General features: G+C 43.9%; 22 protein-coding genes and 1 pseudogene. 20 read left to right on the top strand and 3 right to left on the bottom strand.

The features are described 5' to 3' along the window. Positions 1 to 25: 25 nt before the first annotated feature. Entirely contained in the window at positions 26 to 1,825 is a 1,800-nt protein-coding gene (locus P3X63_RS01620) for a BlaR1 family beta-lactam sensor/signal transducer (protein WP_026585719.1), read from the bottom strand. A gap of 1 nt (position 1,826) precedes the next feature. Beyond that, positions 1,827 to 2,213: a BlaI/MecI/CopY family transcriptional regulator gene (locus tag P3X63_RS01625; protein WP_026585720.1), complete on the bottom strand. Its 387-nt coding sequence runs from the start codon at positions 2,211 to 2,213 to the stop codon at positions 1,827 to 1,829. A gap of 434 nt (positions 2,214 to 2,647) precedes the next feature. Between P3X63_RS01625 and bla the strand changes: the two genes are divergently transcribed. From bla to P3X63_RS01715, 18 genes are all read left to right on the top strand, one after another. Then, on the top strand, positions 2,648 to 3,580 hold the full coding sequence (gene bla / locus P3X63_RS01630; protein WP_026585721.1) for a class A beta-lactamase: 933 nt from the start codon (positions 2,648 to 2,650) through the stop codon (positions 3,578 to 3,580). Positions 3,581 to 3,949: 369 nt separating this feature from the next. After that, positions 3,950 to 5,701 (top strand): alkaline phosphatase D family protein, encoded by a 1,752-nt coding sequence (locus tag P3X63_RS01635; RefSeq protein WP_026585722.1) that lies wholly within the window; start codon positions 3,950 to 3,952, stop codon positions 5,699 to 5,701. Positions 5,702 to 5,722: 21 nt separating this feature from the next. Further along, a complete protein-coding gene (locus P3X63_RS01640) occupies positions 5,723 to 5,935 on the top strand; it encodes a twin-arginine translocase TatA/TatE family subunit (protein WP_026585723.1) in 213 nt (70 codons plus the stop codon). Positions 5,936 to 6,007: 72 nt separating this feature from the next. Beyond that, a complete protein-coding gene (gene tatC / locus P3X63_RS01645) occupies positions 6,008 to 6,742 on the top strand; it encodes a twin-arginine translocase subunit TatC (protein ID WP_026585724.1) in 735 nt (244 codons plus the stop codon). A 191-nt stretch (positions 6,743 to 6,933) separates the two neighbouring features. Beyond that, on the top strand, positions 6,934 to 7,875 hold the full coding sequence (gene kdgD / locus P3X63_RS01650; protein WP_026585725.1) for a 5-dehydro-4-deoxyglucarate dehydratase: 942 nt from the start codon (positions 6,934 to 6,936) through the stop codon (positions 7,873 to 7,875). Positions 7,876 to 7,877: 2 nt separating this feature from the next. Next, positions 7,878 to 9,350, top strand: a complete 1,473-nt coding sequence (gucD, locus tag P3X63_RS01655; protein WP_026585726.1) for an alpha-ketoglutaric semialdehyde dehydrogenase GucD — start codon at positions 7,878 to 7,880, stop codon at positions 9,348 to 9,350. Between the two features lie 84 nt (positions 9,351 to 9,434). Then, positions 9,435 to 10,811, top strand: coding sequence for an MFS transporter (locus P3X63_RS01660; protein ID WP_077735791.1), 1,377 nt, complete (start codon positions 9,435 to 9,437; stop codon positions 10,809 to 10,811). Positions 10,812 to 10,848: 37 nt separating this feature from the next. Then, positions 10,849 to 12,216, top strand: a complete 1,368-nt coding sequence (gene gudD / locus P3X63_RS01665; RefSeq protein WP_077735790.1) for a glucarate dehydratase — start codon at positions 10,849 to 10,851, stop codon at positions 12,214 to 12,216. Between the two features lie 108 nt (positions 12,217 to 12,324). Next, positions 12,325 to 13,026, top strand: a complete 702-nt coding sequence (locus P3X63_RS01670) for a FadR/GntR family transcriptional regulator (RefSeq protein ID WP_372708732.1) — start codon at positions 12,325 to 12,327, stop codon at positions 13,024 to 13,026. A 104-nt stretch (positions 13,027 to 13,130) separates the two neighbouring features. Then, positions 13,131 to 14,663 carry a galactarate dehydratase gene (garD, locus tag P3X63_RS01675; RefSeq protein ID WP_277692370.1) on the top strand — a complete coding sequence of 511 codons (1,533 nt, stop codon included), beginning with the start codon at positions 13,131 to 13,133 and terminating at the stop codon, positions 14,661 to 14,663. Between the two features lie 172 nt (positions 14,664 to 14,835). Then, positions 14,836 to 15,516, top strand: a complete 681-nt coding sequence (locus P3X63_RS01680) for a response regulator transcription factor (protein ID WP_152520952.1) — start codon at positions 14,836 to 14,838, stop codon at positions 15,514 to 15,516. Position 15,517: 1 nt separating this feature from the next. Beyond that, positions 15,518 to 16,453 (top strand): HAMP domain-containing histidine kinase, encoded by a 936-nt coding sequence (locus tag P3X63_RS01685; RefSeq protein ID WP_277692371.1) that lies wholly within the window; start codon positions 15,518 to 15,520, stop codon positions 16,451 to 16,453. 95 nt (positions 16,454 to 16,548) lie between these two features. Next, positions 16,549 to 17,472, top strand: coding sequence for an ABC transporter ATP-binding protein (locus P3X63_RS01690; protein ID WP_026585733.1), 924 nt, complete (start codon positions 16,549 to 16,551; stop codon positions 17,470 to 17,472). A 14-nt stretch (positions 17,473 to 17,486) separates the two neighbouring features. Next, on the top strand, positions 17,487 to 18,185 hold the full coding sequence (locus P3X63_RS01695; RefSeq protein WP_026585734.1) for an ABC transporter permease: 699 nt from the start codon (positions 17,487 to 17,489) through the stop codon (positions 18,183 to 18,185). Positions 18,186 to 19,155: 970 nt separating this feature from the next. Then, positions 19,156 to 19,872, top strand: a complete 717-nt coding sequence (locus P3X63_RS01700; RefSeq protein ID WP_277692372.1) for a lipoprotein YvcA — start codon at positions 19,156 to 19,158, stop codon at positions 19,870 to 19,872. Between the two features lies 1 nt (position 19,873). Continuing rightward, on the top strand, positions 19,874 to 21,802 hold the full coding sequence (locus P3X63_RS01705) for a DUF6792 domain-containing protein (protein ID WP_277692373.1): 1,929 nt from the start codon (positions 19,874 to 19,876) through the stop codon (positions 21,800 to 21,802). 15 nt (positions 21,803 to 21,817) lie between these two features. Next, a complete protein-coding gene (locus tag P3X63_RS01710) occupies positions 21,818 to 22,168 on the top strand; it encodes a hypothetical protein (protein ID WP_077735782.1) in 351 nt (116 codons plus the stop codon). A gap of 140 nt (positions 22,169 to 22,308) precedes the next feature. Further along, complete coding sequence (locus P3X63_RS01715) at positions 22,309 to 23,385, top strand: DUF3900 domain-containing protein (RefSeq protein WP_277692374.1); 1,077 nt, start codon at positions 22,309 to 22,311, stop codon at positions 23,383 to 23,385. Positions 23,386 to 23,444: 59 nt separating this feature from the next. Here the strand turns inward: P3X63_RS01715 and P3X63_RS01720 are convergent. Then, positions 23,445 to 24,372: pseudogene (locus P3X63_RS01720) on the bottom strand (restriction endonuclease subunit S); the annotation flags it as partial. A gap of 6 nt (positions 24,373 to 24,378) precedes the next feature. On the opposite strand from P3X63_RS01720, the gene P3X63_RS01725 reads away from it, so the two are divergent. Both P3X63_RS01725 and P3X63_RS01730 read left to right on the top strand, forming a co-directional pair. Beyond that, entirely contained in the window at positions 24,379 to 25,686 is a 1,308-nt protein-coding gene (locus tag P3X63_RS01725; protein WP_277692375.1) for a T7SS effector LXG polymorphic toxin, read from the top strand. Positions 25,687 to 25,698: 12 nt separating this feature from the next. Beyond that, entirely contained in the window at positions 25,699 to 26,025 is a 327-nt protein-coding gene (locus tag P3X63_RS01730) for an Imm8 family immunity protein (RefSeq protein WP_026585743.1), read from the top strand. Positions 26,026 to 26,153: the final 128 nt, after the last annotated feature.

Below are 26,153 nucleotides of genomic sequence, written 5' to 3' on the forward strand. Positions count from 1 at the left end.
TCCTAGTGCAATTTTGTTTGTTTGATTATTGAGAACCTGATTGATAAATTCCTTTCTCTTCTAAAATGGAAAGTGCAATCTCGGCGGCAGAGCTTCCGGCAGCCAGCTTTCCATCTTGAATATGAACAGAAAAGAAAAAGGTATGATCGACAGTTTCTACATATCCGATAAACCAACCATGATGCTCCCCGTTGATCACTAATGTTCCGGTTTTGCCAGATAAAACACTGCCATTGGATTCTTCTAAGCGGATGGAATCTTTCACAGTTTGAATACTAGATTGTTTAAAATCAAATTCATTATAATAAAACTTTTTCAACATATTGACCTGTTCAAAAGGGGAAATTTTAAGAGAGCCATCCATCCAATAATGAGCTGGATCCGAAAACTCCTCATTTCCATAATGTATGGATTTGAGATAATCACGTACACGCGCTTCCCCAATTTGTTGATCAAGTTTTTGAAAATACCATGTGGCGGAGCTGCTCATCGCTGAAAATAAATCATGGTCTTGATTCCATTCTTGATACGGATACCGGATTCCGTCCCATGCCATTTCAGAATCGTTCTTCGTAATTATCCCGGATTCAAGCGCAAGCAGTGCGCTAAACACCTTGTAAGTTGAAGCGGGTGCGAATCTAGTGGTGCTTTCTTTCTTATTATATATTGTATACTTTTTCCTGTCAGAATCAAACAATACAAAACTCCCTGAAAATTTATCAAAAAAAGTACTGTAATCTTTGTAGTCTACATTGGTATTAGAGAAAGAGTATGTTTCTTTGTGCATGGCCAATATGGATACAGAAGGAATACCGGCTAAAATGACTGCAGCAACAATGGCGAACACCAGGGCGCTTTTCACTTTTAGCAAAGGGGATTCCGCCTGGAATTTGGTGATTGTCACAATACGTCTTTTGACGTGTTTGTATGAGCTGCTGAATTCAGAAGCGGCTAACAAAGGTGATGTTCTTTGCTTAAGTGAAGCGAATTTTAAAATAACCTCACCATATTTGAGATGTAATGTTTGATCAATCTTTTTTAATACTGCGAAGTCGCAAGAAATCTCCATCTCTGTTTTGATTTCCCTTGATAAATACCACACAAGAGGATTAAACCAATACACAATTGTAGACAGGCAAAGAAAATAGTTTATGAGCATATCTTTCCGTTTACAATGGTACAACTCATGAAGCAAAACACATTTCATTTCGTCAGCAGAAAACATTGAAATATCTTTTGGTAAAATAATGTATGGACGGATGACTCCAAATGTAATCGGGGATTTGATCAATGGAGAATATCCTAAAATCACTTTTCGACGACAAGCGATTTCCTCTTTGCATGTATCAAAAAGGGTTAACAGCTCTTTGTTTTTCACAATTTGCAGGCTCTTTTTTAGTTTGCCGATTCTTAGATTGCTATAAACAGCAGTCATGAGCATAAGCGCTATGCCTAATATCCAAACAGCGAAAAAGGCGGAATCTATCATTTTAAAAGACGATTGTTCAAACGACATGGCAAAGTCTTGCACCCAATTTGCGTTTGGACCAATTGCTTCTGCCATCTTACCTGCAGAATCGCGATGAGATAATCCTGAATGTGTTCCTCCTAAGTTTACGATCCAGCCAAAAAAATCATTTGTTTTTGGAAAATGAAAGGGGATAAAAGGAGCGATCAATGCCAAAAGAGAAATCACACTGATATGATATTGGGTGCTTACAGTGATTTGAATCTTCAAGGTTCTTTTAATGAGTATGATGATAGAAAAAATCACGGACAATAGAATATTGCTCAGCAAAAAGAGAATAAAGAAAGAGTCGCTCATCTCATTCCTTCTTCCTGTTCTTATGTTCTTCTAATATTTGATATAACTCATTAATTTCTTCTCCTGACAGCTGATCATTCTCCAAAAAGTTTAATACCATCGAATGAAGCGCGCCATTGTAAAACCGGTTTAAAAAACGATGGCTCTTCACTTCTATATAATCGCTTTCGTCAATATTTGGTGTATAAACAAATACCCGTCCTTCTTTATGATGGTTTAATGCACCTTTTTTGATGAGGCGCAACAGCATGGTTTGGATTGTTTTAGGGCTCCATTTACTCGTTTTCGATAGCTCTTTAATCACTTCATTGGTATTGATAGAAGAATGTTTCCAGATGACTTTCATCACTTCTAATTCCGCATCAGAGATTTGAGGTATATTTTTCATTTTCAATCATCCTATACTTACAATTGTAATACTCTCATTATATGGTTGCCATTTTAAGAAGTCAATCAAGTGCATATTGACCACAACCTCACAAAAGCATTTGAAAAAACCTCTGCTGTTCTTCATGTACCTGTCTTCCATTTTAAAGGCGAGCACGTTCATAAAAAACTGTTGCAATTAAAACTTACATGTGTAATACTTTCAAAGACTACATTTGTAAGATTTGATCTTTCATCATCAAAATTCGAAGTTGAACACGCTCCAATTGAAAAGAAGGGGGGATATCGAGATAGCACGAGGTTGTAGAAGCTGGTGTTGAAAAGTAAGCAGAAATGGGGCTTCAACGGATAAATGTATGTCAACTGTTGCTTGAAATGCTGAACTGCACGAGTGGTTTCTATAAATAAGATATTCATACAAAGGAGACGGTTTTGATGAAATTATGGAAAACAATTTTCAGTAATTTAAAATTGGAAAAAGTTGCACCCTTGCTGCTTGTCTCATGTGCAGCCCTTGTCGGATGCAATGACAATAACTTGGATGCCTCACAATCTGACCAAAAAAAGGAAAAGACGGAGATTAAGGCTGATTTTGCAAAACTTGAGGATCAATTTGATGCAAAACTCGGTGTCTATGCAGTAGATACGGGTACAAATCAAACCGTAACGTATCGGCCGGATGAGCGTTTTGCTTTTGCATCAACTATTAAGGCTTTAACCGTAGGCGTGCTTTTACAACAAAAATCAATAGAAGATCTGAACCAGAGAATAACATATACGCGTGATGATCTTGTCAACTATAATCCTATTACGGAAAAGCATGTTGATACAGGAATGACGCTTAAAGAGCTTTCAGATGCCTCACTTCGATATAGTGACAATACCGCACAGAACCTGATTCTCAAACAAATTGGCGGACCTGACAGCCTAAAAAAGGCGCTGAGGGAGATTGGTGATGATGTTACAAACCCTGAACGATACGAACCGGAGTTAAATGAAGTAAATCCGGGTGAGACCCATGATACCAGTACGGCAAAAGCGCTTGCCAAAAGTCTTCAAGCTTTTGCTCTTGAAGATACACTTCCAAAAGAAAAACGAGAGCTTTTAATCGATTGGATGAAACGAAATACCACCGGGGATGCATTAATTCGCGCCGGAGTGCCGGAAGGTTGGGAAGTGGCTGATAAAACCGGATCGGCATCATATGGAACTCGGAATGACATTGCAATCATTTGGCCCCCAAAAGGAGACCCGATCGTTCTTGCCATCCTTTCCAGTCGCGATCAAAAGGATGCGAAGTATGACGATAAGCTTATTGCGGAGGCGGCAAAGGAGGTAATCAAAGCCTTTAACGCGACTTCAAAGTAGACACCTTACATAAAGCTCATATCATTGTTTTCACAATGGTGTGAGCTTTTTCCGTATTGGGTAAACAACACATCTTTTCAGAATAGCTGAATACATCGATCGGTTGCTTCTTCATATGTTTTGTTTTCTCTCTTTAAAGAAAATGTGAAGAAAAACAGGAGAATCGGTCTGCGGGAAATGACCGGGTTTTTGTCGAAATCATAGGCTGATCGATTGATTTTAGACAAAATTCGACACAGGTCTTGGCAGTGTGACTCGAAGATCCATGTATCGCCTGTCTTCATTCATTAACAATACTTTACGGCTTGTTAACAAACACTCCCTATAATAGAACCCGATCAATCATTTGTATAGAGAGGGGTAATACGAATGACACATGAAGGGCCGATGGAGGAATGGATAAAGAAGCTGAATGAAGAAAGTCTGAAGGACAATACGTTTGACCGCCGCCGTTTTATTCAGGGAGCCGGAAAGATTGCGGGCCTTTCACTCGGGCTTGCGATCGCGCAGTCCATGGGGGCAATGGAAGTCAATGCGGCGCCGACATTTTCCGAGTATCCTTTCACGCTTGGTGTTGCGTCTGGAGACCCGCTGTCAGACAGCGTCGTGTTATGGACAAGATTGGCGCCTGATCCGCTGAACGGAGGCGGCATGCCGAATGAAGCCGTGTCTGTGAAATGGGAGGTTGCCAAAGATGAACGCTTCCGCCATATCGTAAAAAAAGGGAAGGAAAAGGCAACACCTCATCTGGCCCATTCCGTGCACGCCGAAGTGACCGGGCTGGAGCCCAACCAAGTTTACTATTACCGCTTTAAATGCGGCAGCCAGCTGAGCCCTGTCGGAAAAACAAAAACACTCCCGGCGCCGGGGGCTGACGTCTCAAAGCTGACATTCGCTTTCGCATCATGCCAGCAGTATGAACACGGCTACTATACCGCCTATCATCACATGGCAAAAGAAAAGCTCGATCTCGTCTTTCATCTCGGCGACTATATTTATGAGTACGGTCCGAATGAGTATCTATCAAAAACAGGCAATGTCAGAACACACAGCGGTCCGGAAATCATCTCGCTTACCGATTACCGCAACCGCTATGCCCAATACCGTTCAGATGCCAATCTGAGAGCCGCTCACGCCGCATTTCCATGGGTCGTGACATGGGATGACCATGAAGTGGAAAACAACTACGCGAATACGATTCCGGAAAAAGGCCAGTCTGTTGAAGCGTTTATCAAGCGCCGCGCTGCCGCATATCAAGCGTATTACGAGCATATGCCGCTCCGCCGCAAATCGTTGCCGAACGGCCCTGATATGCAGCTGTACCGGAATTTTTCCTACGGCAACCTGGCCGAGATCAATGTTCTCGATACCCGTCAATATCGCGATGACCAGGCGAACGGCGATGGAAACAAACCGCCTTCTGATGAATCAAATGATCCGAAACGGACGCTTCTCGGTACAGAGCAGGAGGCGTGGCTGTTTGACAATCTGAGCCGTTCCGAGGCGCACTGGAACATTTTAGCGCAGCAAATTTTCTTTGCGAAATGGAATTTTGGGACTCCGTCGGCACCGATTTACAGCATGGATTCATGGGACGGATATCCCGCTCAGCGGAAACGAATCATCGACTTTATCAAAGCTCGGGACCTGAATAACATCGTTGTTTTGACCGGTGATGTCCATGCAAGCTGGGCGAACAACCTGCTCGTCGATTTTGACGATCCGAAATCAGCCATCTTTGGAGCGGAATTCGTCGGCACATCGATCACATCGGGAGGAAACGGCGCAGATAAAAGGGCGGATACGGATAAAATTTTATCAAACAACCCTCATATTCAATTTTTCAATGATTACCGCGGCTATGTGCGCTGTACGGTCACACCTGAGGAATGGCGGGCCGACTACAGGGTTGTACCATTTGTATCAGAACCGGGTGCAGCGATTTCGACAAGGGCGTCATATGTTTACCATAAAGATCATACCGGATTAAAACGCACGGCTTCCAATGTCGTTCCGGGAGGCGTGAAAAAATCGAATGAAGTCGAAGAAGACCGCTTTACTGCACATACAAGAGCCCATCAAAAGCAAATGAAGCATCAGCAGAAAAAAGTAACCCAGTAACATAAGAAAGGATGACAAAAGATGCTGTCTAATATCGGTATTCCGGGACTGATTTTAGTGCTCGTGATTGCGCTGATCATATTCGGACCTTCGAAGCTTCCCGAGATCGGCAGGGCATTCGGCAAAACGCTGACCGAATTCAAAAGTGCGACGAAATCGCTGGTTGGATCTGATGAAACTGAACCCGTCCGCGATTCTGAAGCAAACAAGAAACGGGATCAATCGGCAGGATGAATCAGGCGGGCGGGTGATCCCGCCCGTTTCTTTTTTGACAGATACGTAAGATGAAGCTGGAGGCATCCAAAGATGAAAAGCAGGGAAACACATTTGATTGCCCATCTCGAAGAGCTGCGGCAGCGGATCATTAAAACGCTGCTCGCGTTTATTCTGTTTCTCATTACAGGCTTTATGTTTGTTCAGGATATTTATGAATGGCTGGTCCGCGACCTTGACGCCAAGCTTGCCGTCTTGGGGCCGGGAGATATTTTATGGGTATATATGATGATTGCCGGGGTTTTGGCGATTGCGGCGACAATTCCAGTGGCCGCTTTCCAAACATGGCGCTTTGTTGCGCCGGCGCTTACCGAACATGAACGGAGGGTGGCTTTATTTTATATCCCCGGGCTGTTTATCTTTTTTATACTGGGAATCTTGTTCGGCTATTTCGTGCTGTTTCCGCTCGTTCTTCAGTTTTTAATCAGTCTGTCCGCCGGCCATTTCCAAACGATGTTTACGGCGGAGCACTATTTTCGTTTTATGATGAACCTGACCGTGCCGTTCGGCTTTTTATTCGAAATGCCCCTCATCGTCATGTTTTTAACGAGTTTGGGAATCTTAAATCCGACGCGGCTGGCCAAAATGAGAAAGGTGTCGTATTTTGCGCTGATCGTGGTCTCGGTCTTGATCACCCCGCCTGATTTTATTTCAGATGTCTTGGTGATCGTGCCGCTGCTTGTTTTGTATGAATTAAGCGTTTCGTTGTCCGCATTGATTTACAAAAAAAGAATAACGGCTGAAACCGGGATGGAAGCCCAAGGCTGAAGGACATGATGCTCTTCAGTCTTTTTTTATTTCAAAAAATCAGAAAATAAAGATATTGACAATTTGTTTATTTGTCTTACAATTATACAAAAAGATAAATGAAGAGGGGAGTGAATCGATGAGATGCTGTTTTCTTTTGAATGACAGCGCTTTCTTAATGGTTGAAAATTGAGTGACAGGGGGTTGCGGTAATGAGTCAAATACGAAAAGCGCCGGAAGGGATACTGGGTTTTCCTGTAGCACCTTTCAATCGGCAGGGAAACCTTGAGGAAGAAGCGCTGTTTCAAAACATCCAGTTTTTGCTTGATGAAGGGCTTGAGGCGATTTTTATCGCTTGCGGTTCGGGAGAATTCCAATCCCTCAGCGGGAAGGAATACGAACAGATGGTCGAAATCGCTGTTTCGGCGGCAGGCGGGAAGGTACCGGTTTACACCGGGGTCGGAGGGAATTTAAGCACCGCTTTGGAATGGGCGCAAATCTCTGAGGAGAAAGGGGCCGATGGCTATCTGATCCTGCCGCCATACTTGATTCGCGGCGAACAAGAAGGTTTGTATCAGTATACGAAGACGATCATTGAGAGCACGGGCTTAAATGCAATTGTTTATCAACGCGATAATGCCGTGCTGACGCTGGAACAGATACAGCGGTTGACCAATTTGAAGCAGCTTGTCGGTCTTAAAGACGGTATCGGAGATATGGCTTTGAATATCAGTTTGGCCTATACGGTGGGAGACCAACTGGGATTGCTTAACGGCATGCCGATGGCTGAAGTGACGATGCCGGCATACGCGCCGATCGGCTTTACATCCTATTCTTCCGCGATTTCCAACTATATTCCCCACATTTCAAGGATGTTTTACGAGGCCTTGTTAAACAGGGAAGACCAGCTTGTGAAGGAGATTTATGAACATGTCATCATGCCGATCAATGAGATCCGCAAACAGCGAAATGGCTATGCCGTCTCTTTGATTAAAGCCGGCATGGAGATCATGGGGCTTCATGTAAAAAACACGGCGAGACCGCCGATCGTCCCGGTTGAGAAGGAGCATTACAGGGAGCTTGAAAACGTGTTGGAAAACGCATTGGCGCGCTATCCGAAAAAAACCGCTGCCTTAAAAACAAAGGAGGTATGAAGATGTCTGTGACAACAGAAAACGAAACGTACTTTAACTTTATCAACGGCCGCTGGGTGAAGACTGAAGCAAATGATTTACTACAAAGCGTAAATCCCGCTGATACAGAAGATGTCATCGGATTTGTGCAAAAATCTTCACAAGAAGATGTGGACCGGGCGGTCGAGGCGGCGAAGCAGGCGCAAGCCGCATGGAGAAAGCTGTCCGGTGCAGAGCGCGGACAGTACTTATACACAACGGCTGATATCATGGAGCAGCGCCTTGATGAAATTGCTGAATGTGCGACAAGGGAAATGGGAAAGACGCTTCCTGAAGCAAAAGGAGAAACGGCCCGGGGGATCGCGATTCTCAGATATTACGCCGGGGAAGGGATGAGAAAAACAGGGGATGTCATTCCGTCGACAGACCGGCGTGCTTTCATGTATACAGACAGGGTTCCGCTCGGCGTCGTCGGTGTGATCTCCCCGTGGAATTTTCCGGTGGCGATTCCGATTTGGAAAATGGCGCCTGCGCTCATCTATGGAAATACAGTCGTCATCAAGCCGGCGACGGAAACGGCGGTCACTTGCCTTAAAATCATCTCATGTTTTGAAGAAGCCGGCATTCCAAAAGGAGTCGTCAATGCGGTGACAGGGCCGGGGTCTGTAGCCGGAATGCGCCTCGCCGGGCATCCCGATGTAAACGGTATTACATTTACAGGCTCCAATCAAACGGGAAAAATCATCGGCCGGACGGCTTTTGAACGCGGGGCGAAGTACCAGCTTGAAATGGGCGGGAAGAACCCGGTGATTATAGCGAATGACGCCGAGCTTGACCTCGCGGTTGACGCCGTGATCAGCGGCGCGTTTCGTTCAACAGGGCAAAAATGTACGGCAACAAGCCGCGTCATTGTATTAAGCGATATTTATAACCGCTTTAAAGAGAAGCTGCTTCAGCAAACAAAAGAGATCACGATCGGCGACGGTTTGAGAGAGGATGTCTGGATGGGACCGCTCGCCAGCAAACAGCAGCTTGACAACTGCCTGTCCTATATTGAAAAGGGAAAACAGGAGGGGGCGGACCTCATTTTTGGCGGAGAGAGGCTGACCGCAGGAAAATATGAAAAAGGCTACTACATTCGTCCCGCCATTTTTGAGCGGGTCACAACAGACATGACCATCGCCCGGGAGGAAATTTTCGGCCCTGTCATCGCCTTAATCAAGGCCGATACGTTGGAGGAAGCGCTGGAGATGGCCAATGATACGACATTTGGTTTGAGCGCCGCCATTTTTACGCAAAACATCGGCCATATGATGCCGTTCATTCATGAAATTGAAGCCGGGCTCATCCGTGTCAACGCAGAAAGCGCAGGTGTCGAACTTCAGGCGCCATTCGGCGGTGTCAAACAATCCAGTTCACATTCGCGGGAACAAGGTGAGGCAGCAAAAGAGTTTTTCACATCTGTCAAAACCGTTTTTATCAAACCGCCGTCCTGATCTTGCCAGAAAGAGGCTCCCTCTTTCCGAGAGGCTCCGAAATCGATACTCCTTCAATAACAAATGAATAAAGGAGAAGATGCTATGAAGAAAAATCGTGCTGCCTTGTCCGACACCGCTGGGAAAAAAAGCTCTGTCCGCTGGTTGATCGTGTTTATGCTGTTTTTCGTCACATCCATTAACTATGCCGACCGCGCGACGCTGTCGATCGCCGGTGATTCTGTTCAGCATGAGCTTGGATTGAGTTCGGTTGCGATGGGATATGTTTTTTCCGCGTTTGGCTGGGCTTATGTGATCGGACAAATTCCCGGAGGCTGGCTGCTCGACCGCTTTGGATCGAAAATCATCATTGCCGCCAGCATCTTCTTTTGGTCATTATTTACTTTTTTGCAGGGAACGCTCGGATTTTTTGCCGCCGGCACGGCGATCATCCTCTTATTTGCGCTCCGTTTTCTCGTCGGTTTGTCAGAAGCGCCGTCATTTCCGGGAAACAGCAGGGTGGTGGCCGCCTGGTTTCCCAGCGCTGAACGCGGAACGGCGTCGGCGATCTTTAATTCGGCGCAATATTTCGCCCTGGTGATCTTCTCGCCTTTAATGGGGTGGCTCACGCATTCTTTCAGCTGGCATACGGTCTTCGTTGTCATGGGCGTTTTAGGCATGCTGATGTCTTTTGTCTGGCTGAAAACCGTTTATGATCCTAAACAACATCCGAAAATCAATGAAGCGGAATTGGCCTACATTGAAAAAGGCGGCGGGCTTGTTTCAATGGATGAGGGCAAACATGCGAAACGAAAGGAAAGGGAATCGCAGTGGCCATATATGAAGCAGCTTTTAAAGAGCAGAATGCTGATTGGGGTTTATATCGCCCAATACTGTATCACAACCTTGACGTATTTCTTTTTGACATGGTTTCCGGTCTATTTGGTGCAGGCCCGCGGCATGTCGATTCTTGAAGCCGGATTCGTCGCTTCACTGCCTGCAATATGCGGGTTTCTGGGCGGCTTGTTAGGCGGATTTGTCTCCGATTTTCTTTTGAAAAAAGGCTTTTCTTTAACGGTTGCAAGAAAAACGCCGATCATCCTCGGCATGCTCATGTCATGCACCATGATCATTTGCAATTATGCTGAATCGGCCTGGCTAGTCGTCTTGATCATGTCGCTCGCTTTCTTTGGAAAAGGCTTCGGCGCATTGGGCTGGGCCGTTGTTTCCGATACTTCTCCGAAAGAATGCGCGGGACTGAGCGGCGGCATCTTCAACACCTTCGGCAATATCGCGTCCATCACAACCCCCATTATCATCGGCTATATTGTCAGTGCGACAGGTTCATTTAACGGAGCGCTTGTATTCGTCGGCGCCAACGCGATTGCCGCCGTACTGAGCTACCTTTTTCTCGTAGGACCGATCAAGCGCGTGAAACTTGTGAAAGAAGAAACAGAAGCGGATACGTCATTGTCCATTTAAAATGTAAGCGCTTTTATAAAAAGGAGGATCATTTGAGATGACTTCACACATCAGCGAGCAGGTGAAAGAGGAGAAAACAGCAAACACCCCGGCTATTATCGATATGAAAGTCATTCCTGTGGCGGGACATGACAGCATGCTTTTGAATTTAAGCGGGGCCCACGGGCCGTTTTTCACACGGAACATCGTCATCTTAAAAGATTCGTCGGGCGCCGCAGGCGTTGGCGAGGTCCCTGGCGGCGAACGGATACGGCACACTTTGGAGCAGGCAAAGCCGCTTGTCATCGGCCGATCAATCGGCACATTTCACTCCATTTTGCAGTCGGTCAAACGCCGGTTTGCAGATCAGGATGCGGGCGGCCGCGGGATGCAGACCTTTGACCAGCGCACGACCATTCACGCTGTGACGGCATTGGAAGCGGCTCTCCTGGATTTGTTGGGAAAGTTTCTCGGCGTTCCTGTGGCGGCGCTGTTGGGGGAGGGGCAGCAGCGGGTTAAGGTGAAGATGCTCGGCTATTTGTTTTACATCGGCGACCGGAAGCGGACGACATTGCCGTATATCAGTGAACAAGACGCGGAAGATGAATGGTTCCGGCTGCGGCGGGAAGAGGCGCTTATCCCCGAAGCGATTGTCCGCCTGGCTGAAGCAGCCCATGAGCGCTATGGTTTTCACGATTTTAAATTAAAAGGCGGCGTCTTGGAAGGACAGGACGAAATCGAGGCGGTCACCGCTTTGGCGAAACGGTTTCCTGATGCGCGAATCACCCTTGATCCGAATGGCGCCTGGTCATTGGCCGAGGCGATTGAGCTTTGCAAAGACAAGCGCGATGTGCTGGCATATGCGGAAGACCCTTGTGGAGCGGAAGCGGGATACTCAGCACGGGAAATCATGGCCGAATTCCGTCGCGCGACAGGCGTGCCGACGGCGACCAATATGATCGCGACAGACTGGAGGCAAATGGGCCACGCGATACAATTGCACGCTGTGGACATTCCGCTGGCAGATCCGCATTTTTGGACGATGCAAGGCTCTGTCCGCGTTGCTCAAATGTGCCATGAATGGGGATTGACATGGGGTTCCCACTCAAACAATCATTTCGACATCTCACTGGCGATGTTCACCCATGTGGCAGCCGCCGCCCCGGGCCGGATAACAGCGATCGACACGCACTGGATTTGGCAGGATGGGCAGCGTCTGACGAAACAGCCATTTTCGATTGCTGACGGATATGTTCACGTGCCTGATCGGCCGGGGCTCGGCATTGAGATTGATATGGAGCAGGTCGAAAAGGCGCATGCGCTGTATGAGAAAATGAATTTGGGCGCAAGAGATGACGCCAGCGCGATGCAGTTTTTAATTGAAAATTGGCGCTTTGACCCTAAGCGCCCGTGCCTTGTCCGTTAAAACGTTTCCAATCGCTCTAAAGCGGCCCCAAAGACGACATTGCCATATGCTGTATTTTGTCTTACAATATGAACAACTGAAAGGGGGCCCACAGTCGTGGAAGAAGAGATGGAAACATTACAGGTAGAGTCAGTCAATCGCAAAACATTGGCAAAGCAGGTTGTGGAAAGGATCGTCCATTTATTATCGAGCGGCCAGATGAGGCCGGGGGACAAACTCCCGACAGAAATCGAACTCATGGAGAAATTGAATGTCAGCAGACCGGTTCTCCGGGAAGCTTTAATATCACTTGAAACGCTTGGGATTATCAAAAGAAAAACGCGTGAAGGCACGTATTTTAACGATAAAATCGGCATCCAGCCGTTTTCGGTCATGCTGGCTTTGGCGGTGGATAATTTGCCGGCGATTATCGAAGCGCGGATGGCGCTTGAACTCGGACTCGTTACGATCGCTGCGGAGAAGATCAACGACAGTCAGCTGGAAAAACTCAAGGAAACGATTGATATCATCGCAAACAGCACCGATAATGACTACGGCGAAGCGGATAAAGAATTCCACCGGATCATCGCGTTAAGCGCGAATAACCCGGTATTGGAGGGAATGATTCAATCACTCCTGATCACACATGCCAAAATAGACAGCCAGATCCCATACAGAGAAAGGGACCGGACTGTCGAATTTCATACGAATATTTTAAAGGCCCTTGAACAAAGGGACCCTAATCAAGCCTACCATCATATGTATGAGCATTTGAAATTTGTGCGCGATAAAATTTTGAACGGACTAAATGACGAAAACACCGTTCATTAACCAAAAAGAATATTGTCTCATTTGACAGCGCTTTCTTGGGAGGACAGTGTGGCGTATTGCTGTCCCTTCCCAATGGTACATGATCAAAATGGGGAGTTGATCCTATGGATGCACATGTAAACGATAATGAAACCCCGCTATACATTAAGGTGAATGAAAATGACAATACAGCGATGATCGTCAATACAGGAGGCCTTACAAAAGGAACGGTTTTTCCTTGCGGGCTCAAACTGCAAGAGCGTATTCCTCAGGGACATAAAGTCGCTTTGGAAGAGATCAACAAAGGCGGCGCGATCGTCCGCTATGGCGAAGTGATCGGCTATGCCGCCAAGCCTATTCAAAAAGGCGGCTGGATTTCCGAATCGCACATTACACTGCCGAAAGCGCCGCCGCTTGATGAGCTTCCCATTGCAAACAAAATACCAAAGCCAATGCCGCTTCTTGAAGGGTATACATTTGAAGGATATCGAAACGAAGACGGAAGCGTCGGCACGAGAAACGTTCTCGGCATCATGACAAGCGTGCAATGTGTCACAGGCGTTCTTGCACATGCGGTGAAACGGATTAAAGAAGAACTCCTTCCCAAGTATCCAAACGTCGACGGGGTGGCGGCGCTGGATCATCAATACGGATGCGGAGTGGCCATTCATGCGCCCGAAGCGGAGATTCCGATCCGTACGATTCAAAATATCACCAGGCACCCCAATTTTGGCGGTGAAGCGATGGTGGTCGGACTGGGCTGCGAAAAACTGCTTCCGACGAGGATAGCGCCCGAAGGGAACGGGGGAAGCATCTTGTCATTGCAGGAGCACCAAGGGTTTTCCAACATGATTCAATCGATCATGGAGATGGCTGAAGAGCGGCTGAAAAAGCTGAATGAGCGAAAACGGGTGACATGCCCGGTCTCGGATTTGGTCATCGGTTTGCAGTGCGGAGGCAGCGACGCTTTCTCAGGGGTTACCGCCAATCCGGCCGCCGGGTATGCGGCAGATTTACTGGTGCGCGCAGGAGCCGCTGTGTTGTTTTCTGAAGTCACAGAAGTTCGCGATGCCGTTCATTTATTGACACCGCGCGCCGCCAATGAAGAAGTCGGGCGCGCCTTGATTCGGGAGATGGACTGGTATGACCGCTACCTGGCAAGAGGCAAAGCTGACCGGAGCGCCAACCCGTCCCCCGGAAACAAAAAAGGCGGGCTGGCAAACGTGGTCGAAAAATCGCTCGGGTCGATCGCCAAGTCGGGAACAAGCCCGATCAATGCCGTATTGGCCCCAGGAGAAAAAGCGGAGCAGAAAGGCCTCATTTTTGCCGCGACACCGGCAAGCGATTTTATATGCGGCACCTTGCAATTGGCGTCAGGGATGCATCTGCAGGTCTTCACCACCGGCAGGGGCACACCGTACGGCCTGGAGATGGCCCCGGTCATCAAAGTGGCAACCCGGCAATCATTGTCAGAAGATTGGCGCGATTTGATCGACATCAACGCCGGAAGAATCGCAACCGGTCAAGCCTCAATCGAGGAAGTCGGCTGGGAAATCTTCCACACGATTTTGGATGTCGCAAGCGGCAGAAAAACATGGGCTGAACATTGGGGACTCTCCAACGCCTTGTGCTTGTTCAACCCGGCGCCTGTGACTTGATCCGAGTTAGCAGGAAAGGCAGGTTGATATCGGTCAAAAGATCCGGAGATTCAAGAGGCTTCAACTAGAAATATAAATAAATTTGTAAAAAACACACGTTTTTCAATTACAATGAGTGTAATTGCACGTGTGTTTTTATTTTTAAAAAGGATGATGAGAGATGCAGCGTATATTGCTTGTTGAAGACGACCATTCAATCAGTGAAATGGTCAATCATTATTTAACAAAAGAAGGATTTCAGGTCGTACTTGCTTTTGACGGAGAAGAGGGCATTCGCTTGTTTCAGCAGGACAATTATGATGTGATCCTGCTCGACATCATGCTTCCTAAGCTGAACGGGATGGATTTTCTGAAAATGATCCGTGAACAGAGCAAAGTCCCGGTTTTAATGATTTCTGCAAAAGACGGGGATGTGGATAAAGCGCTTGGGCTGGGCTTTGGTGCGGATGATTATATCGCCAAACCGTTTTCGATGATCGAACTGACCGCAAGAATAAAAGCCGCCATTCGGCGGGCAACGCAATATTCCGTCAGTGAGCACACAAATCAAAATATAGTATATGTTCACGAGCTTACGATTGATATAGAAAATGTATCCGTACAAAAAAATGGTGAACCGCTTCAGCTGACATCGACGGAATGGAACATGCTGACTTTGTTTGTGACAAACCCTAAAAAAGTATTTACAAAAGAACAAATCTATCGTTCGGTTTGGAATGAGGATTATTTTGGCGATCAAAATATTATTAACGTCCATATGAGGCGCCTGAGAGAAAAGATAGAGGATGACCCTTCCTCCCCGCAATATATTAAAACGCTTTGGGGCATCGGATATAAATTAGGAGAGTTTTAGCATGACGATGTTATGGATTGGCATTCTTATGATGTTGGCATTTCTCAATATCGTTCAATATAAAATGAAAAAGCATCGGGATCGAAACTTGGAATACATCACGGAAAAGCTCAGTGTGATGCTAAATAAGCATGCGGCTGATCAAATTTTATTAGGAACGGATGACAAAATACTGCGTGCTCTGCTCGTGCATATTAACCAGTTTGTTGAGGAGCATCAGCACATAACAGCCCGTTTTGCAAAAACGGAGCAGTCAATGAAACGAATGCTGACCAATATGTCCCATGATCTGAAAACTCCGATGACCGTCGTGCTCGGATATATCGAAGCGATCCAAAACGATTCGGACATGGCGGAAGAAGAGCGTGAAAGGCTGCTGGAAAAGCTTTCTCAAAAAACAGGTGAAATTATTCGGCTGATGAATTCTTTCTTTGACTTGGCCAAGCTAGAATCAGAAGATAAGCAAATACTGCTCACTAAAATACATATCAACGAAATATGCAGAAAAAACATTCTCCAACACTATGATGCTGTTCAGGCAAAAGGTTTTAAAGCAGTCATCGACATCCCGGATACCCCGGTTTATGTACATGGAAATGAAGAAGCGCTTGACCGGATTCTGCAAAACCTTTTGTCAAATGCAATTCAATATGGTGCGGACGGAAAGCTGATCGGATTGTCCCTTACATATGATGAAACGCGGATTGTCATTACCGTCTGGGATCGTGGAAAGGGGATCAATGAGATTGATCAGCAGCGGGTATTTGAAAGACTTTACACTCTTGAGGAATCAAGAAATAAAGCGTTCCAAGGAAGCGGACTCGGCTTAACAATTACAAAAAGACTTATTGAGAAAATGGGAGGGGAAATCTCGCTCCAAAGCAAGCCGTATGAACGGACAGCGTTTTCCATCACGTTAAAACGAATGACCTATTAACAAACGTAAGAATTTCTTAAGAAACAAGAAATAAAAAAGACAGTGTCCATCGCTACAATAGACACATGAGCAGAGACAGGAAAGGAGAAACAAAGTTGACTTACATCGTACAAACAAGCGGGCTCACCAAAACATTCGAAGGTCAAGAAGTTGTTTCAAATGTAAGCATGCATATACGAAAAGGAGAAATATACGGTTTTCTCGGCCCAAACGGAGCCGGGAAAACGACCATCATGAAGATGCTGACGAGCCTTGTAAAACCGACAAGCGGCGAAATCAATATCCTTGGGCATAAGCAGACAAATCGATCATACGAGATTCTCGGCAAAATAGGCAGCATGATCGAATATCCGATTTTTTATGAAAATCTGACAGCTATAGAAAATTTAAATCTGCATTGTGAGTATATGGGGTATCACAATAAAACCAAGATTCAAGAAGTGCTAGACATGGTGAACTTAAAAAATATTGACAGCAAACCCGTCAAAACATTTTCGCTTGGGATGAAACAACGTCTTGGAATAGCGCGAGCCATTCTCACTAAACCCGACTTGCTCATCCTAGATGAGCCGATCAATGGCCTTGATCCTGTCGGAATTAAAGAAATCAGAAATTTATTTCATGTGCTGAGCAAAGAGTATGGCATGACATTGCTGATCTCAAGCCACATCCTGAGCGAGATAGAGCAAATTGCCGATACAATCGGAGTCATTCGGGACGGCAGGCTTATTGAAGAAGTGTCTATGGAAAGCGTAAGGGGCCAGAACACAGAGTACATTGAACTCGTGACGCCGAATCAATTGCAGGCTTGCTTTGTGCTTGAACATGAGCTTCAGATTGCTAATTTTAAAATACTAAATGATAAAACGATCCGAATTTATGATGCCGAAGCTTCTCAAACAGCCATTTCTAAAGCGCTGGTTTTGAATGATGTAGAAATTGAAGCGATGAATAAAAAGTATACATCACTTGAAGAATACTTTGTTAGCTCAATCAACGACAATACGATTACCACGTAAAGGGGGAGAACACCTTGTTGAACTTGATAAAATTAGAGATGAAAAAAACAAGATTGGCGTGGTATTACAAAGGTGCAGTAATCGCAAATCTATGTATTCTCGGTTTTATGTGCCTGATCGGATCAGAGGAGAAAAACCTTCCGCAAGCAGAAATGTCGATGGCAGATACAGCTTCAACACTGTTGGTTTTGGGAGCTTTTGTGAGATCAGTATTTATTGTTTTTGCAAGCGTGCTGATTGCAAAACTCATTATCGGCGAGTACAAAAACAGAACGATCACGGTCATGTTTACATACCCAGTCAGCCGCAAAAAGCTGATGGCCGCCAAACTTCTACTAATAGGAGGACTTACGTTTTTTACAATTGTTGTATCGGAAATGATGATTGCAGTTGCCTTTTCATATCTTAATGAATCTTTTTCATTCAGCTCGGCTAAGCTGACCCTGCACGAAATAGGGAACGAGGTCGCCAATATTCTCATCTATGCGGTTGCCTCCGCGGGATTGAGCTTTATCCCCTTATACTTTGGAATGCGCAAAAAATCAGTTCCTGCAACTATTGTGGCATCATGCATCTTGATTACGCTGACTAGTCAGCAAAGTCCTGGATTTTCACTCGCATCGATTATTTATATTCCTCTTACATTGGCGGTAATAGGGGTTTTTATTGCCTATTGGTCTGTTCGAAAAATTGATCGCGAAGATGTCTTATGAGACCGGCGATTTGACTACTAATGAAGCTAGGGTTAGTTCGCCATTTATAGAAAACAACAAGGAAATCGGGTGAACATGGTGAGTTTTGAAATTCGCGGCATCTCTTTTTGCGTCATTCAAGTCGATGGAAAGGATGAACAGGTCAACTGATAGGCATGAATCCGATATTGTTCGGGGCTCATGCCTTTTTTAATCCGCTTATGATCCATGTATTATGCTTGACATGTTCAATGTTTTGAATTTCTCAAAATAAAGAAATTCTGATTTTACTTCGTTTTTTTGGGTGTGACGATACGGATTCATTTGGCATTGCCAGCCTTTGATCCGAGAAATCATGAGCTCATTTTCATCTGTCAGCCCGTTCACATAAAATCTCGAACCGATGGTATGGCTTAAAAAGAAACTTTAAATGAAAATTTGCAGAATTGAGAAATGGAAAGTGTATGTCCAAAAGAACCTCCCCACTAAATAATCGGTCCAGCAATCTTCGCCTCACCCTTTTAAATCGTTTCCATAATTCCTCTACTTTTCCCGTGTATCAAACATACAGCCTGTTTTGCAGCAAATCTGATGAACCTCTCAATCAAGACTAATTGAAGCGAAACTTCGTGTCATTCATTTCGTATACATATTAAGCGAAGAGTGATTGGGATTGAAAATACATCAAATATTCACTTTTAAGTAAGGAACTGCTTAGTGGAAATGTTTATCGTCAGATAAGACTTTTGTATGATTTGTTCGGTTTGAAGAACAAACCAAAGACCTTTCTTATTTCCCGTCACAATCACCATTTAGCCTATTTTCTAGATGAATTATCCTCTCATTGGCAGAATGTTCGAGACATTTTTCCTATTCATCTAATTTATTCCATGTTGTAACATAAGAAAGGATCGTTTTCAAGTGGGTCAATCGCATCAAAACGAAATATTTGAAAGGCAGTTACCATAAAGACCCTTGGAGGTTTTCAAAAATGAAAAAAATGATGATGATGTGTTTTGCTATAATACTAGCTTTTACAGGGGGATGCAGTATGAGCGACAGCCAAAAGAACGGCAATCAAGAAGAAGCCGTCAACCCGAAAGACATGGACCCGAAAGACCTGCCGCAAGTTCCGGCGTTTCAAGACGAGAAAACAAGAGAATACATGGCATCAACGAAGGAAATGGAGCCCGGATATTATCTGCTTGAGTCTAAGTTGAAGGGGTTTACGATGTTGTTTCCGGAGGATGGGGAATACTTATCGGATTATTCAACAACTGACGGGGAAAATAGCGAGTCTATAGGATTTCAAAGTTACAATAAAAAAACAAACATCCTATTGGATGGGCAAGTAAGTTATTACCGTGAAACGACTTTTATTGATGATCCAGATACGATGCTTGATCAAGTAAGTAAAGAGAACGGTTATAAAGGAAATTATTCATTAAAGAAAGAAAATGAGAAAGATGTTTATTCTGCCTTCAAGAAAAATGAGTTTAAGAAAAATGATCGTAAGTATAACTCCTCTTTTATGTATTTTGGATTTATTAAATCGAAAAAAATGTCTAACTTAGGTATAGTTTATTCATTTATCATTAGTTGCAAAATTGATGATCAAGCATGTTCTTTAGATGAAAAGAAAGCTGGGGCACTGGCAGAAAAAATGATCGATTCGATCACCTTTTTGACAGATAAAAAGGAGAAATAATATGGGGACTAAAAATATATTTGAAAATGAAAATGTGAAACTTCGTTTGATAAATTTAGAATACAGTTATAAAAACAGATTTGATTCAAACAATCCAAATGAAGTGAAAAAGGCTAAAGAGGATTTTGAGGCTGATGTTCGCAGAATTTATAAGGAGGAAACAAATCATGAACTGACAGAAGATATAGAGATTTATACTTCAAAAGAAGTTCTCCAGCAAACTAAGGAAAAATCGGTGAAAGAATCAGGCTATAATGGAACAGCTATTCATATCAAGGATAAAAAACAACATATTGATCAGCTTCACATTATTTCCGAAGGCAGTGCAGATAATGAAGACTGGAAATATAATTTCTTTGGTTTGTTTTTGGGGATAGATGATAATCAGTTCAGGGCAACGAGGGAGTTTGTAAGAGACACCAAGAAAAAAGCGGGGAACTCTAAGGACTTAAAAACGTATGGAATGGGACATTCTCTCGCTAATAATAACCAAGTGATAGTTCAGCTGATTGATGGAGAGTTTGATGAAGTTTATGGTGTCAATGGGGCGCAGGTTAGTGTAGACCATTTATTATTTGCCGATCGTGCCTTAGTGGCTTATTTGAGTAACAAATTTGAAGTCAGTCGTAAAGAAATAAGTACCATCCCAAAAGAAAAACTCAAAAAAGCCATCCTCAAATACTACAACGACAAAGGCGTCACCGCCAACATCACCCAGCGCGTCTCCAAAGACGACCCGCTTTACGGGGTCAGTAGCAGAGGGGATTTCATCACGTTCGGCGATGTGAGGATGACGGATACAAATCCGAATATCAAAGGACTGCGAAGCGTCATTGATCATATTCCTGATGAAGATGTGCGGAAATTGAAAAGATATTTTCAGAAATATGCGGCTGATTATCAAAAGGGTGGTATTCAAGGTTTTGCTATGAGTGCAATAGGCGCTGATATGGACTTTTTAAACGATTTAATGAATGAAGAGGGTACAGCTCAACAAATCGCATACTGCGTACAAAACCCGATCCGTTTATCAAATATGATTAGTGCACTGGATCAAAAGCTGCCTAAATTCAAAGAATTTTTGAAAAAAGTCAAGGATTACAGCGGCCCTATTCTCGATCAGCTTGAAGAAAACGGTTATATTGATGAAACGAAAAAAAAGACCATCCAAAAAGACATAGACGAAGTAGATCGGCTGACTGGGAAACTGGATGTTTTATATGAAAAGATCAAATTCCTTGTCGACTGGAAGACCGTTATATTCACTCTTAGTGATCGTCAACTTTCTCAATCACTAATAAACGATTTAATCGCATTTTATGCTGTTTGTACAGAGTTGGGAAAAGCCCTGGGCAAACTGGACCAAGATACAAAAGACCTTCTCAGCCTCATCGGCGAAGGCCATGGATTGACACCGATGTTAAACGCTTTATCCAAAAAGAAAGGCATCAGCTACCAAGGCGGGGATCTTTATTTTTCCAAGAAAGGCAAGGACGGAAAAGAGATTAAAGTCAATCTGTCGTCGGCCGTCAGGGTTTATCAGGTCGGGATGGCCGCCATTTCCAAGATTGAGGATGAAATCGACCGTTATCAGCGCGTTTTTCACCACGAAATTCACGATCACTTCGCAAATCAAAAAGCCGCGCTTACGAAAGCGATTCATGACATGGAAGCCAACCCCTCCCAATATCAATATGACCTTCAGTTCAAACTTGCCTCAGACATCGCCGGATTCGGCAGCAAGCTGGAAAAAATCAGTGTCAACGAGTCGTTTCACACAGCTGCGCTTCCAGAGTGTGACGGAGTCGTCAGCGAATTAAAAAAACAAACCTCAGACAAAAAACGATTTGTGAAAGACATCCGCTCAAGTATTGAGACACTTTGTGATGAGGACAAGCAAATCTCGGCGTTATTTGATTTTAAGGCATAGGAGGATTCAATAGAGATGGTAAAACCGTTGTTCGAGGAAACTAAAACGGTTTCGGCAACATATATGTTTTTAAGCAGCATTTCGGCAAAGGAAAAAGCGGCCCGTCTGAACGCTCCGCTGAAAGGGATTTTGAAAGAGCTGAACGAGTTTGACAAGAAGCTAAAAAGTGAGATTGAAGGGCAAAAAGGCATGATCATTACGAAAATCAAAGAAGAACTGGATCACAAAAGCGAAAACCGCAAAACGGTCATCACCCGCATGAAACAAGATAATGAGCAGTTTGCCGGCAGCTATCATGACATCATTGAAAATCTGCGGAAACAAAGCGTGACACTCCACTATAAAAAGAATAAGCCCCTGGATTAAAAAAGATGGCCCCTGCAATCAGAGGTCATCTTTTTTCAACGAAAACGGCCATTTCCTCTCATCCGACTAAAATTGACGGACGTTCCGGATTTACCTATACTTGAAGAACTGAAACAACAAGGAAAACGGGTGAACAAGTCATGGATTTTGAAATTCGCTACATCTCTTTTTACGTCATCCAGGTCGACGGCAAGGACGAGCAGGCCAACAAGCAGTTTAAACAGTTTCAGACGCTGGATACGGAAGAATTTGAAAACAGTGAGCTGAAGGATTTCTTAGACGGAGAATTGAAGAAAATCGTCAAGCGGAAAGCGGAGCGCCATCCGAAGTCAGAGCAGGTGCCGACGAAAATCGGCCGCTTCATCACAGAGCCAGGGCATGAGCTTGACTCCAATCCAAACTATAATCTGTTTCACAAGACAAAGCTGGCCGAGACGAAGGAAGACTTCAACGAACTGAGTGAACAGTTCGTCCGCACATACCTTGACACGAGCGCAGTCAGGGGCGGCGTTTTTTTAGTAGCAACAGCCGTACCGCGCAAATACTTCGATGATACATTCGTCTTTGTCATGAAGTGCGATTTTGAGCCGAAGGTCGCTTCGATCGCCGATGAATCCTCGTTGATTCGCAAAGTCGAAATGGCGATCACGACGAAAAACATGAAATCGATTCAGTATCCGCACATGCCTGAAGAGGGGATGACAGAGGAAAGCGAAGTGAAAATTCACCAGGCCTCACACGCCCGCTACTTTGAGGATTTCCTAAAGTTCGTTGAGTACGGTGAGTCGATGCCGGAAATCATGAAATCGCAAGTGATGAACATGGTGCAGGAGCACGTGTATGAAGTGTTTGAAGACAAAAGTGAAGAGCTCCAGCAGTTTGAACACGACCTCGAAATCTGGGAAGCGAGCGAGAAGCGGGAGATTCAGGAACGCCTTGACACCCATCAGGTGATCGAAGCTTCCGCTCAAATCGTTGAGCACATGCCTGAAGCAGAACTGAAAATGAAATTGGGAGAAACCGAGATTAAAGGATTGCTGGCCGAATTCGGAGACTCGATCCATCTCGCCAAAGTAAACGGCCGCTATGTGGCGCTGATTGAAGCGGAGACGATTTCCTTTGAAAAGGGGAGCTCGCCGGTGGAGTTTTATAAGCCTGAAGGGCTGCACGAGGTGATTGAACGGATAAGGAATAAGAGCGGCAGTGAGGAGGATTAGAACCTTTTTCCAATAAAAAATGGCATCCTAGAACGGATACCATTTGCCTATTTAACTTGTTACTGAAGCACTTCTTTTAGCAATTCGATTGCGTTTTCTTCACTCGGATCGTTTGTTCCGAGTTCGCCTCGGAAGGCTTTGGAGAGGATGGATTGTTTTAGAGTTTCTAAACTAGATTCAAGTTGAATAATTAATTTTGAGTAATCATCTTTTGAGAAAATTTCATTTAGAATTTTAACAATAGCATCTTGTTCTTCTTAAGGCAACTGGTAGTTTATTAAGAAACTTTTCGGGCCCCTTTGTTGTCCAACAGCTTCTGTCATTTCTCGCTTGGCTTCAGTTCTAAATCGCTGTGATCGAACCAGATAGTGAATATACTGTTCATTGATATATTCTGAAGTCCGTAAAACATGGAATTCTGTTGAACCAAATCCATACCCGTTTTTTAAATTTCTAGCTATACTGATTTTTCCGTTTTCCATACAAGGAGTTATTTTCGATCATTTTCTAGAAAGAATGTATAGTCTTTCTTAACTTTAGAGTATACCCTTTTTTCTGGCTCTTCTATTTTTCCTGTCTTATCACTAACTGCAGGCATTGGTATGAATGTGCACATTTGATCTTCAGATACATTATCGAGCTTTTTCTTTGGAGGATTAACTTGTATAACCTCTCCCAAACTCACCATTTTCCACTTCTCTGGGATCTGTTCGTTTTTTTGCTCTTCATTCAATATTTTCAATATTTTTGGGTTTAACGAGATTAATTATTTTTCTATATAGCGTTTCTACACTTTCAATATTGGGATGTTGCCCTCTCCATTTTTTTATTAAAATACCACGAAACGCCTTATCCAAAATAGCCGCTCAGCGAAGTTCAAACGTTTCCTTTGCTTCCTCAATCAATCGCTTTGCTTCTTCGATTTTACCGAGAAGGCGTTCGACTTTTTCGCCCAATTCGTTTTTGTTCACAAAAAGGAGGGAGAGGTACTAGTTGCCTCAGTTGGATGACAGTGATTTTCATGAACAGAATCAGAAAGCCAAAAAGGAAATCAGCAGCACTCTTGAAAAGCTCCATGCTTTTGACAGGGAGCAAACAAACGCCCTGAAAACTGCTGAACAAGACCTTGAAACGATGCAAAAATACATTACAAGGCTCGAGAAAATGTATACCGGGCCTAAAATTGAAATCACCGGCTATCAAAAAGGATCGATTTTAAAACCGGATGAAAATGAAATCAACGGGATAGCGAGCGGACTTCAGGGCAAGCTGGAGAATGCCGAGTCGTCTCCGATGGAGATAATGCTTGAAAAACTCAACAAAAATGAAGGATCCAATGTTGATACGGTGGCTGGAAAAGAGAATGATGAAAAAATCAATCAAGAAATTCATGCAAAAAATACTGTTTTGACTGACCTGCAAAAAGAATTAGCAAAACATCCGGAGGTTTATGGAGATATCCGTGTAATTGGTGGTAAACTATATAATCATAAAGGATGGAAAAAGGTCAAAACAGTTGATGTTGCCGATGAAGTGGTTCAAAATCCAGCAGACATTAAATATATCGGCGGTCGCTACCATGTGTATGAAAATAACCAAATCGTAAGAGAGTACATTGTAAACGGCAAAGTGAAGATGGAAGTCGTCGAGCATATACCAGATAGCAGGAGTCAAGGTAGTATTAAGCGCGATTTTGAAGGAACTTCTTTAGAACCAGTAAATGATATAGCTGACTTTGCCGGAAAAGAACTAACAGGCGGTAATGATGCGCTTCGAGTCATAACTGGTAAAGATCCTGATACAGATGAAAAAGTCTCTGGAATCGAGCGTGTTACAGACGGAATTTTTTTAACACCTGTTGGAAGATTACTGAAATACGGCAAAAAAGGATTCAAGTTATTCAAAGGTGAAGAAGCAGCAAAGAAAGTTTCAAAGGTTAAGGAAGGTCCTCGAGGAAAGAAACATAGTAAGTGGTGGCATCCGGGATATGTAGATAACTTAAGTCCTGCCAAAACTATTCTCGGGGTTAAAAAATCACCTAAAGGTTTATCGACGCTTGGTAGTTCTACACGTCAAAATGCAGTAGATGCGGGAAAAGGTTGGGTTGGTAATGGAGCAAAGAAAATACTTGATAAATCGGGGAATTTTATAGGATATAAAAGTGCAGATGGAATGAGAGCTTTTAGGCTGCAATATAAGCCAAAAGAGAAAATGTGGAGAGCAAACTTCACTGAAAATGAAATTACGGTTGTTGGGTCGAAAACGGAATTAAGAAATGTACATGTAGATATATTAGATTAAGAGGTGGAAACTATGTTGGAACTTAAAGCTTTAACAAAGGATTATGAAAACTGGGGTCATGATCCAGATGATTTCTATGTTTCATTTGAACTTGATGTAGGGGAACAAGATATTCCAGGAGCCTCTGATTTATTTATTTTTCATCTTATTAGTCCAAAGAGATTAAATAAGATTCTTGAAAGTACAGAAATTGAATTAGGTCATGGATATTTAATAATGAATGATTTTAATATGAAAACGATTAGTACTACTGTAGAAAATATCATGAATAAGTGTAAAGATGAGGATTATGATAAGTACATCAATAATTTATCTCAATACTTTAAATGGCAAGGATAAGTATAATTAAAAATAAGATGTTTTTGAAAACGATAACTTTACAATGTCACAAGTACATATACGAGTTTGAAAGCACTTTTCCTTTGTGGATGTACTTTGAATTAAATACGTTAATAGGTAAAATCTTG

Source organism: Bacillus sp. HSf4, assembly GCF_029537375.1.
Lineage (GTDB): Bacteria > Bacillota > Bacilli > Bacillales > Bacillaceae > Bacillus > Bacillus sonorensis_A.